At 70.0% G+C, this 10,013-nt stretch carries 11 protein-coding genes; all 11 read right to left on the bottom strand.

Annotated elements, in window-relative coordinates:
- Positions 1–12: 12 nt before the first annotated feature.
- Positions 13–1,230 (bottom strand): type II secretion system F family protein, encoded by a 1,218-nt coding sequence (locus FDT80_RS15795; protein WP_138663274.1) that lies wholly within the window; start codon positions 1,228–1,230, stop codon positions 13–15.
- Positions 1,227–2,747, bottom strand: coding sequence for a GspE/PulE family protein (locus FDT80_RS15790; protein WP_138663273.1), 1,521 nt, complete (start codon positions 2,745–2,747; stop codon positions 1,227–1,229). Before FDT80_RS15790 ends, FDT80_RS15795 begins: the two co-directional genes overlap by 4 nt.
- The gene (gspD, locus tag FDT80_RS15785) at positions 2,668–4,620 is read right to left on the bottom strand and encodes a type II secretion system secretin GspD (RefSeq protein WP_138663272.1); all 1,953 of its coding nucleotides are present in this window, start codon (positions 4,618–4,620) and stop codon (positions 2,668–2,670) included. The genes FDT80_RS15790 and gspD overlap by 80 nt, the downstream gene beginning before the upstream one ends.
- Before the next feature lie 163 nt (positions 4,621–4,783).
- A complete protein-coding gene (locus FDT80_RS15780) occupies positions 4,784–5,272 on the bottom strand; it encodes a type II secretion system protein N (RefSeq protein ID WP_138663271.1) in 489 nt (162 codons plus the stop codon).
- A 7-nt stretch (positions 5,273–5,279) separates the two neighbouring features.
- On the bottom strand, positions 5,280–5,771 hold the full coding sequence (gene gspM, locus FDT80_RS15775) for a type II secretion system protein GspM (protein WP_138663270.1): 492 nt from the start codon (positions 5,769–5,771) through the stop codon (positions 5,280–5,282).
- Positions 5,768–6,994, bottom strand: a complete 1,227-nt coding sequence (gene gspL / locus FDT80_RS15770) for a type II secretion system protein GspL (protein ID WP_138663269.1) — start codon at positions 6,992–6,994, stop codon at positions 5,768–5,770. The genes gspM and gspL overlap by 4 nt, the downstream gene beginning before the upstream one ends.
- Positions 6,991–7,935: a type II secretion system minor pseudopilin GspK gene (gspK, locus tag FDT80_RS15765; RefSeq protein WP_138663268.1), complete on the bottom strand. Its 945-nt coding sequence runs from the start codon at positions 7,933–7,935 to the stop codon at positions 6,991–6,993. Before gspK ends, gspL begins: the two co-directional genes overlap by 4 nt.
- Positions 7,932–8,609 (bottom strand): prepilin-type N-terminal cleavage/methylation domain-containing protein, encoded by a 678-nt coding sequence (locus tag FDT80_RS15760; protein ID WP_138663267.1) that lies wholly within the window; start codon positions 8,607–8,609, stop codon positions 7,932–7,934. Before FDT80_RS15760 ends, gspK begins: the two co-directional genes overlap by 4 nt.
- A complete protein-coding gene (locus tag FDT80_RS15755) occupies positions 8,606–8,986 on the bottom strand; it encodes a type IV pilus modification PilV family protein (protein ID WP_138663266.1) in 381 nt (126 codons plus the stop codon). The genes FDT80_RS15760 and FDT80_RS15755 overlap by 4 nt, the downstream gene beginning before the upstream one ends.
- Complete coding sequence (locus tag FDT80_RS15750; RefSeq protein WP_138663265.1) at positions 8,971–9,471, bottom strand: type II secretion system protein; 501 nt, start codon at positions 9,469–9,471, stop codon at positions 8,971–8,973. Before FDT80_RS15750 ends, FDT80_RS15755 begins: the two co-directional genes overlap by 16 nt.
- Positions 9,456–9,953, bottom strand: coding sequence for a type II secretion system major pseudopilin GspG (gene gspG, locus FDT80_RS15745; protein ID WP_138663264.1), 498 nt, complete (start codon positions 9,951–9,953; stop codon positions 9,456–9,458). Before gspG ends, FDT80_RS15750 begins: the two co-directional genes overlap by 16 nt.
- Positions 9,954–10,013: the final 60 nt, after the last annotated feature.

Below are 10,013 nucleotides of genomic sequence, written 5' to 3'. Positions count from 1 at the left end.
GTGGCGTATGGTCTAGCCCGCAACCACCGATTGCAAGTCGAAGATCGGCAGCAGAACGGCCAGCACGATCAGCAACACAAAACATCCGACAAGCATCATCAGCAACGGCTCGATCAACGCCGCGATGCGCTTGCGCTCGGTCGAGAGGCCGCTGGCCACCAGCACCGCGCTGCGGTCGGCCATGCGCGCAAGCCGGGCCGAGACCTCGCCCGCGGCGATCAACTGGCGCGCGACCGGCGGCAGGAAGGACAGCCGCGACAACGCCTGCGACAGCGTTTCTCCGCTGCGTACCGCCTGCGACACCGCCGCGGCCTCGGCGCGGAACTGTGCAATGGTCAGCACCCCGGCCGCGCTGTCCACCGCGCTGAGCACGGCATGACGGCTGGTCAGCACCAGCGCCAGCGTCCGCAGATATTGCACCGCCGCCGCCGACCGGATCAGCCGCCCGATCAGCGGCAGACGCAGTGCCACCCGGTCGCGGGCCGCGCGGATGGCTGCGACCCGGCCGCTGGCGACCGCCAACGCCAGCAGCGCCGCAGCCCCGGCGCCCAGCACGGCCAGATGATCCTGCACCCAGTCGCTCAGCCCCAGAACCACGCGGGTGATCTGTGGCAGCGGGCGGCCCGACATCTCGAACATCGCCACGATCTCGGGGGCGACATTGACCATCAGGATGGCACATACCAGCAGCGATACCGCCGCGACGAACGCCGGATAGACCAGCGCCGCGCCAATCTGTGCACGGTCGGTGCCCTGGGTTTCGAGGTGATCGGCCAGTTCGGTCAGGACAACCGCAACATCGCCCGCGCCTTCGCCGGCGCGAAGGGCCGCAAGGTAATATCGCGCGAACCCCGCGCCGCTGGAGTCAAGCGCGTCCGACAGTGGCGCGCCCTGCATCAACGCGGCCTTGGCCACGGCGGCGACCCGGTCCATCGCCGGGCTGGCGCCTGCGGCGCGAACGGCATCCAGCGCCGCCTCGCTGGGCAGTTCCGCAGACAGCAGAACCGCCATCTGCCGGGTAAAGACGGCTTGCAGATCGGCGCTCAGGCGGGTTCGGCGCGGCGCAAGCAGTCGCCCGGTTCCGCCGCGGACGGTTTTGCCGCGCACCTCGGATACGAACAGCCCCTGCGCCTTCAGCAGCTCGCCGGCATGCGCCTCGGTCTCGGCCACGACGCTGCCGGTGCGGCGCTTTCCGGTGTCGGTAAAGGCCACGTAGTCATAGGCTCTCATGCCACGTCGCCCAGCACGCGCAGCGTTTCGGCAAGGCTGGTGTTGCCCTGCGCCACCTGCGCCAGCCCGTGCCCGATCAGCGTGTCCCGTTCGCTCAGGGCGATGTGGCGCAACCGGGTTTCCGGCAACCCGTCGTCGATGGCGCCGCGCAGCGCCTCGTCGACTTCGATCATCTCGAAAATGCCCACACGCCCGGAATAGCCGCTGCCGCTGCACGCCACGCATCCCTGCGCGTCGCAAACTTCGGAGGGCACCGGCAGATCGTGGCGGGTGAACTGCGCCGCCTCTGCCGCGGTGGGCGGATGCGCGCGGCGGCACTCGGGGCACAACCGCCGCAACAGCCGCTGCGCGATCACCCCCCGCAGGGTCGATGCGATCAGGAAATCATCCAGCCCCAGATCGCGCAGCCGCACCACGGCGCCCACCGATCCGTTGGCGTGTAGCGACGAAAACACCAGATGCCCCGTCAGCGCCGCCTGCGCCGCCACGCTCACGGTTTCGCCGTCGCGGATTTCGCCCACGAGGATCACATCGGGATCCTGGCGCAGCGTCGCGCGCAGACCGGCGGCAAAGGTCATTCCGATCTCGGCGTTGATCTGGCTCTGGCTTATTCCGGGCAGGTCGTATTCCACCGGATCCTCCACCGTGACGATGTTGCGCGCTTCGCGGTTTGCCAGCTTGAGCAGCGAATAGAGCGTCGTCGTCTTGCCCGACCCGGTGGGGCCGGTGGCCAGGATGATGCCATTGGGCAGCGCCGACATCCGCTCAAGCTGCGCCACCTGTGCGGGCATGAGGCCCAAGCCCTCCAGCGGCATCAAACCTGCCTGGCGGTCCAGGATCCGCAACACCACCCGTTCGCCGTAGTTGCCCGGCATCGCAGAGACACGCGTGTCGATCAGCCGCCCGCCCAACCGCAACGGAATGCGCCCGTCCTGCGGCAGCCGCGTCTCGGCAATGTCGAGCCCGGCCATAACCTTGAGCCGCGACACGATGCGTTTGACCGGCACGTCGGATCGGTCCAGCACGGGCTGCAAAAATCCATCCACCCGCATCCGGGCGCGCAGCCCCCCCTCGTAGGGCTCGACGTGCAGGTCCGACGCCCCCGCCAGAACCGCGCGGCGCAAGAGCTGGTTCACCAACTGGATCACCGGCGCGTCCTCGGTGTCTTCCAGCAGGTCGCGTTCGCGTTGCGGCAATGCGCTATCTTCCAGGTCGAAAAGCAGCGGCGCGGCATCGTCCGGCGTATCGTCGTCGCGGTAAAGCCGCGCCAGCGTCGCCTCGAATTCCGCCTGCTGCTGGGTGACGACCGCCAGCGCCGCCCCCGCCCGGCGGCGCGCCTCGCGCAGGCCCGTCGCCGTCGCGCGGGGTCCGGCGATCAGGCGCCCGGCTTCGATGGCAACCTGGTGATCGCGCGCAAAGCCAAAGGGCAGTCGCGCCTCAGCGCCCCTCGTAGGTGTAGCCGGAGGGCTGCTGCCGCTGTCGGGAGCGCGCGGGGGCCTGGCGTCGTTCGGCGTCATTTTCGGTCATCCCCGCATCAAAGGGTTGGTCCAGGTTGCCGCCCTCGTAGGGCAGCGCACCCGGGGCCGCGGTCGGATATTTCCCGTCCCGGGGCTGAATGGCAAGGCTCGCCGCTTTCGCTTCGGCCGCGGCCGCGGCGGTCAGGCGGCGGGCTTCTGCGTCGGTGTCGATAATGCGCGGGCGCAGCATCACCAGCAGCACCCGCTGGTTCTGCGATGCGTTCTTGCCCTTGAACAGCCCGCCCAGCAGCGGCATGTTCGCCAGCCCCGGCACCTTTTGCGAGGTCGCCCCGGAGCCGTCCTCGAGCAGTCCGCCCAGCATGATGACGTTGCCATCGCGCACCAGTACGGTGGTCGACAGGGCCCGGCGATTGGTGATTTCGCCGCCCGAGGCCGCGGCGGAATTGGTCAGGTTCGACACTTCCTGCTTGATCACCAGCCGCACGGTCTTGTCGGCGTTGATCTGGGGCGTGACATTCAACGTCAGTCCCACGTCCTGCCGCTCAATGGTCTGAAACGGATTTTCGGGCAAGGCGGTGTCACCCACGGTGGCAAAGCTGCCGGTCACGAAGGGCACGTTCTGCGCCACCACGATCTCGGCCTCCTGATTGTTCAGCGTCAGGATCGACGGCGTCGAAAGAAGCTTGGTGCTGCGGGTGCTCGCGATGGCCGACAGGAACGCCGCCAGACCGTCTTCGCGCCCGCCCGCACGCCCCGCCAGGACGCCGCCATTGCCGCTGCTGGGGGTTTCGCCCTTGAGCACGTTGGACACCAGGCTGGTCAGGCTGGGCCGCCCCTCGAGCGCGAATTGCACGCCGCCCACCACCGCATTGTTGAGAATGACACCGAATTGCGCCGAAAGATCAGAGAACCCTTCGACCGACATCTCGAAAATCACCGCCTCCACCAGCACTTGCGTCGGCCGGCGGTCGAGGTGGCGGATCATTTCGATGACGGCGCTGATGCGCTCCTGCGGGGCGGTGATCAGCAACGAATTGGTCTGCGGTTCGGGAACGATGCGGATCTGCGCGCCGGTGTCGTCCTCGCGCGAAAAGCTGCGCACGATCACATCCGCCAGTGCACCGGCATCGGCGTAATTGAGCTGTTCCACATGCGAGGCTACGGTGGATTGCTGCGCATCCAGGCGCCCGGCCAGCACCCGCAAGCTGCGCACCACGTCTTGCGACCCCGACACCACCAGCGCGTTGGAGCGCCGGTCCACGGAGATGGACGCGTCCTCCGGCAGGATCCCCATCGCCTGCACCACCTGAAGCACTTCGGCGGCATCGGCGTTGCGCAGGCGGATCATCTCGATCGGGATGTCGCGGGGTTGGTCAAGCTGGGCGATCAGCGCCTCGATCCGCCGGTGGTTGCCGATGCGGTCCGACAGGATCAGCATGCCCGATCCGGGCACCGCCGATACCACCGCTTCGGCGGGCAGCAGCGGACGGATGACCGCGATCACATCCGCCACGGGCATGTTGCGCACGCGGATGATCCGGGTCTCGTATTCACCCGACCCCGGCGCACCGGGCGTCAGTTCACGGGCCACGCCCATTGGCACGATGCGGTCGCTGTCCACGCCATCGACGATGGTCAGCCGGTTCAGTTCCAGCACGTTGAGAAACACCTCGTAGAGCGCCGCCGGAGAGATGTCGCCCGGCACCAGAACCGTGACGGTGCCACGCACCTGCGGATCGATGACAAAGTTTCGGCCCGTGGCTTCCGACACGATTTCGACGAAATTGCGCAGATCGGCATCGCGCAGGTCAAGTGCCACCTGCGCGCGCGCCTGCGAGGGGGCGATCACGGCGCTCGCGGATCCCAGCAGCAGCGCCACCAGTACCGCCCGTATCCACCAAACTGCTGTCATGCTCCGCTCTTTCGTTCGATGCCACCTCACCTCGTCCAGCGGGTTCGGGGTCCACGCCGCCCGCTGGCCCGCCACCGCGGGCGTTTGATCGGAACCTTAGACCAAGTGCACCGCTTTGCCATCCGTCAGAGCGCGCGTTTTCGGGGAAATCGCGACCTGTGGCCTATTTGACGACCTCAAGCAATTGGCGCGGGCCATCCGCGCCGGCCTGCACCCACATCCCCGCCGCGTCGATCGCCACCACGGTATAATCCGGCGTTAGGGCCTCGCCCACCCGCAGCAGCGTGTCGCCGGTCGGATGCGACACCAGCGCCCAGCGGGTCTCGCCACTGCTCACGGTGCCTTTCAGCGTGTATCCAAGGCTCGTCACCGGCGGCGCGGGCGGGGCGGGCGGTTGCGGCTCGGCCTTGGGTGCGGGAGGTTGGGGCGGCACCTTGGCCGTGGCGCCAAACAAGGGCGCCCAGCGCGGCGGCGGTTGCGGTTCGGCGCCCGTCACCGGACGCGGCGACGTCACCGTCGGGGCGACCAGCGCCCCCTGTGGCAGCGGGTCCTGCCAGGTGTTCCATGCCTGCTGACCGGCAAGGCCGACGGCGGCCAGCCCGAGCAGGGCCACCAGGCCCGCGAGCAGTCGGATCATGCGCGTCTGGGTCATGGGCGCCTCATCGTTGCGGGGTCAGGCGAAGGGCTGCATCGACCCGCCCCGGATCCGCGCCCGGCACCAGATCAAGCCGGGCGATGTCATATCCCCAGATCCGGTCCGTGGCGGTGATCCAGCCCATCAGATCGGTGAACGCGACCGCATCGAAGCGCAATTCGACCTCGCCGTCCACACGGTTCGACAACTCGGAGAGGCGCGCGCGCAGGCGCGCGGCGATCAGGCTCTGCTCAAGGCCGCTGCTGCCGATGGGCGCACGCGGCCCCCGGTCGCCCACCGGCCCCAGCGCCGCCTGCTCGGCCACCCGCGCACCGACCCAGATCTGCGCGGCTTGAATATCAGCAAAGGCCGTTTCGGCCGCGGCGCGCTTGGCCGCCAGCGGCTGCATCACCCCCATGACCAGCGCCACCGGCACCGCCACCCCGACCAGAAGCGCCAAGAGCACTCGTTCGCGCGGGCTGCGCCGCAGCAACAGGTCGATCAGCCGATCGTTCATTGCAGCCCCTCCTCCGCCGGACGCAGGCGCAATTCCGCGCGCACGCCCACCGTCCCCTGCGCGGCGCGGGCCTCGACCATCTCCACGCCGAAGCCCGCCGCGCGCAGATCGGCGACCAGCCGGTCGGAACTGGCGAAATCCGGCAACCGCAACGCCACTTCGAGCCCGTCTTGCGGGCTCAGCGACAAATCCTCCGGCATCGCGCCGGCATCGGTCATCACCTGCGCCGCGGCGGCAAAGAACCGCAGCGGCGACACCCGTCCGCGCGCGGCATCGGCGGCGGCCTGCCGGCGTGCCAGCACCTGCGCCACCTGCACCCGCATGTCCAGCAGCGGCGCACGGGGCAGGAAATGCTGACGCACCAGCGCTTCGGTGCCGGCGCGCAGCGCGCGGGTTTCAGCCTCGAGCGTGCGGATCGCCATCGCCTGCGCCCCCGACCAGAGCACCAGCGCCAGCAGCAACAGGACCGCGGGCCAGCGCCACGGCAGCAGTTGCGACCGCAATCGCGCCCGCGCCGCGCGCGGATCGGCACGCAGGTCAAAGCGGGTCTCGCCATGGGCGAAACACTGCGGACGGGCCAGGCCAAGCGCTTCGACCTGATCCGCCGTGCCGACAACCCGCAGCCCGCGCGCCTGCGCGAAAGCCTCAAGCGCCGCCCGCGCGGGCGTGTCCCTGCCGGTAAGCAGCACCGCTTGCGGCAGAATGTCCTTGGCGGCCGCGTCGAAAGCCTGCGCAAGCATCACCTCCGCCAGGGCCGGTTCGGCGCTGAAGCCGTCCTCCGGCCCCAGCCGCACCCGCACCGCGTCATCGGTCACGTCCAGGCTCCAGAGCCCCGGCGCGGTTGGCAGGCTCAGGTAATCGGGCAGCACCGCCCGGCACCCGCCGACCGCCCGCGCGCGCCACCCTGCCAGCGCGCCCGCGTCGGCCACCAGCGCGCGGGTCCAGCGATCGTCGTCGCCGGGCGCAAAGAACGGGCGCATCTCGATGTGATCGCCGCCGGTGCCCAACCGGTCGCGCAACTGCCGCCGCGCCACCTGTTCGCGGGCCTGACCGCGCAGACCGGCAGGCAGGTCGAGCGCCAGCAACGGCACCTCGGCACCCGGCACCACCGCCACGTGACCCGCCGGCGCCGTTATCGCCTGATCCAGCGGTGCGACCGCGATCCGATGTGCAGGCGACGTTCTGGCGCGCACCGCTGTTCCCCTGTTGCCGCGAAGCGTCATTCGCCCCGGTTTACACGATAGGACACCTGCACGCCTTTCGGAAGCGGCTGCCGCGACAGCACCGCATATCGTTCGCGCCTGTGTCCCTGCAGCGTCGCCGTGGCCCGCAGGGCGAACCAGTCCGATCCGATCGACAGCCGCCCCAGATCGGGCTCCAGCGCGGCCACCGTGGCGACGCCCGCCGCGGCACCCAGCGCACGTGCGAACCCCTCGACCGATGCGAAGGCGTCACGACGGCGGATCTGCAGCATCCGGTCCGCCGCCGCCGCCGTCAGGCCCGGCATCATCGCCTGCAAGACCTGCGGCGAGGCGGTGTTCACGTTCAACAGGCTGTCGCCCGGCAACGCCGCGATGAACGGGCGCAACCGCGCCAGATCGCGCGCGCGCAGTCCCGGAACGACCTGCAACTGGTCAAGCATCAGCACCGGCCCGCCCAGCGGCCGCAGCGCCGGAGATTGCCGGGCATAAGCCGCCTGTGTCCCCGCCCCCCCTGCGCCGCCGGGGCGCAGGAACTCCGTGATCGACGCGACGTGCCCCGGGGCCAGACCCAGGTGAAGGGCCAGGCGGTCAAAGCCTTCGCGGGCGAAATCATCCTCGGGCTGGGCCAGCCAGTTGATGTTGAACCGGCCCTGCAGATCGTCGATCGTCGCGCTGACCGCGCCCCTGTCCAGAGCGACGTCCGAAACCGGGCGGGCCCAGTCCTCGCCGGTGTGATCCACCGATCCGCCGGACTGATCCCGCGCCAGCCGGGTTATCGCCAATGCCTCGGCACTGTCCAGATACAGCCCCAGTTGCGCCGCGGTCTGCGCCTGTGCCTGCCGCTCGCGCGCCGCTTCGGCCCGCGCCAGCACCAGCACCGCCATCGCCGCCAGCGCCGCGACCAGGATCAGCGCATTGACCAGCACGAAGCCCTGTGCGCCGTCGCGCGGCGCGGCGTTCATTTCAGGCTCTCCATCACGACGATCCGACCATGGCGGAGGGTATCGAGCGTCAGTTCCACAGCTTGCGGCAGGGTGCTGGAGTACCGGCTGGGCACCGTGGCGGTCGCGCCGTCGCTGTCAGCGGGGCCAGGGGCGTCGGGCACCACGCCGATCCCGTCGGCCCGCGCCCCGGGCACCCAGCCGACCGTCTGCCAGTGGCTGCGCAGCGTCAGCCCGGTGACACCGTTCAGCACGACCACCTCCGGCGCGGCGCCGCCGGGTTCTGCCGGGCTCAACACCGGCCAGATCTGGCGCGACAGGGTGCGCGCGACGGGATCGTGACGCCAGATTGCCCGGTGCAGACCCAGCCCACCCATCGGGGGCAACACCGGCTGCCCCGCGAGCGACAGGCCGATTTCGCGCCCCCGCGGCCCCAGGTCCAGCGCCCCCCGCGGCGGCCCGTCGGGCGGGTAGAACAGCATCGGCACCATGGCGCCCAGGTCGGCCCGCAACAAGCTCAGCGCCAGCCCCAGCTCGGCGCTCTCCGCGTCCAGCGCAACCAGCCTGTCACGGCTGCGCAGGCTGCCCGTGAGGGCCTGCACCCCCATGATAGCCACCAGCGCGAAAACCGCCATCGCCACCACAAGTTCGATCAGGGTCAGGCCCGCATCGCGCGGGCGGGAGCGCGGGGTCATCGGCCGCTCCCCTGCGGCGGCAGCACCGTGACGAGGGTCGCGCCCGGGCCCGTATCGGCGCGCACGACGATTTGCACTTCGACCAGGCCGGCGGCGGTATCGCGGCGCAGATGCGTCACCCGGTAGCTTTGCAGCCCCATGACGACCCGGTCCGGCAATCCGCCCGCCGCCGGCCCGAAAAGCCGCAACTCCTCGGCCCGGTTCTGCGCCACCAGCTGCGCCATCAGTCGCGGCGTCGCACCGCCCAGCACCAGCCGCGACTGATCCATCGCGCGCAGCGCGGCCAGCGTGCCGATGCTCAGCACCGCGATCGCCACAACCAGTTCCAGCAGTGTCAGCCCGGCGGTGCCGTCGCCCCGCACTATTCCGCGTCGCATCTGAGCCCCGTCCAGCCGTCGCTGCCACAGCGCAGGGAACGGCGCGACGGGTCACGCCCCCGCGCCGCGAACTGAATCGAAAAAGCCGAGGTCTGACCATTGGGCAGGAACACGATGTCGGGCATCAGCCGGTCGCCGGGCACAGGGACCGCGTGCCGGAACGCCACGCGGTCGCGCCAGCGCCGAAGGGTCGGCGCGCTCTGCCAGCCATCTGCACCGCGTACCGCGGTCCGGGTGCCGCCCTGCTCCACCCTCAGGCCACGCCAGTTCTGGCCCTGCACCGCAAGGCGCCGGTTGGCGTCGTACAAGGCCCGGAACGTCGCCGCGTCGCCGGAGGCCCCGCCGCCGACCCGACCGACCGCAAGCAATGCGCCGACCGAAAGCACCGACAGAATCGCGATGACGATCACCAGTTCGATCAGCGTGAACCCCGACTGGCCGCCCTGGGCCGTAGCCTGCCCCCGCACGGTTATTCCAGCATCCATGTCCCGATATCCGCGTCGGCCCCGGCCCCGCCCGGCACGGCGTCCGCGCCATAACTGAAGATATCGAAATCGCCATGCACGCCGGGTTGCAGGTAGTGATAGGGCTGGCCCCACGGATCGTTGGGCAGGCGGTCCATGTACCCTGTCCAGTTCGGCAGGGCGGCCCCTCCGGCAGGGGCGGTGACCAGCGCAGCCAGCCCCTGATCGGTCGTCGGATAGCGGAAGTTGTCCAGCCGGTAGAGGTTGACCGCGCTCGAGATCGCGGCGAGGTCGGTCTGCGCACGGGCCACGCGGGCCTGATCGGGCCGGTCGATCACCCGTGGCACGATGACCAACGCCAGGATCGACAGGATCACCACGACCACCATCAGCTCCAACAGCGAAAACCCGGCCTCGCGATGACGCTGCGGGCGGGCGACGCGCAGAGTGGGCGGGGCGCTGGGGGCGGTCGCATCGGTCCGGGCGGAGGCGGGTCTGGTCATGGCGGCAAAAGATCCTTGGAACTGCGACCACGATAGGCAGGGCACAGCGGAGTGACAATT

The organism is Sulfitobacter sabulilitoris, from assembly GCF_005887615.1.
GTDB lineage: Bacteria > Pseudomonadota > Alphaproteobacteria > Rhodobacterales > Rhodobacteraceae > Sulfitobacter_E > Sulfitobacter_E sabulilitoris.
The sequence above is the reverse complement of the archived record's forward strand: the minus strand, read 5'-3'. Positions and strand labels throughout refer to the sequence as shown.

What these genes read in the sequence shown, in the direction of transcription:
- FDT80_RS15760 (WP_138663267.1), bottom strand. Translation starts at nt 8,609, where the DNA reads ATGACCCCGCGCTCCCGCCCGCGCGATGCGGGCCTGACCCTGATCGAA.
- FDT80_RS15795 (WP_138663274.1), bottom strand. Translation starts at nt 1,230, where the DNA reads ATGAGAGCCTATGACTACGTGGCCTTTACCGACACCGGAAAGCGCCGC.
- gspD (WP_138663272.1), bottom strand. Translation starts at nt 4,620, where the DNA reads ATGACAGCAGTTTGGTGGATACGGGCGGTACTGGTGGCGCTGCTGCTG.
- gspK (WP_138663268.1), bottom strand. Translation starts at nt 7,935, where the DNA reads ATGAACGCCGCGCCGCGCGACGGCGCACAGGGCTTCGTGCTGGTCAAT.
- FDT80_RS15780 (WP_138663271.1), bottom strand. Translation starts at nt 5,272, where the DNA reads ATGACCCAGACGCGCATGATCCGACTGCTCGCGGGCCTGGTGGCCCTG.
- FDT80_RS15750 (WP_138663265.1), bottom strand. Translation starts at nt 9,471, where the DNA reads ATGGATGCTGGAATAACCGTGCGGGGGCAGGCTACGGCCCAGGGCGGC.
- gspG (WP_138663264.1), bottom strand. Translation starts at nt 9,953, where the DNA reads ATGACCAGACCCGCCTCCGCCCGGACCGATGCGACCGCCCCCAGCGCC.
- gspM (WP_138663270.1), bottom strand. Translation starts at nt 5,771, where the DNA reads ATGAACGATCGGCTGATCGACCTGTTGCTGCGGCGCAGCCCGCGCGAA.
- FDT80_RS15755 (WP_138663266.1), bottom strand. Translation starts at nt 8,986, where the DNA reads ATGCGACGCGGAATAGTGCGGGGCGACGGCACCGCCGGGCTGACACTG.
- gspL (WP_138663269.1), bottom strand. Translation starts at nt 6,994, where the DNA reads ATGACGCTTCGCGGCAACAGGGGAACAGCGGTGCGCGCCAGAACGTCG.
- FDT80_RS15790 (WP_138663273.1), bottom strand. Translation starts at nt 2,747, where the DNA reads ATGACGCCGAACGACGCCAGGCCCCCGCGCGCTCCCGACAGCGGCAGC.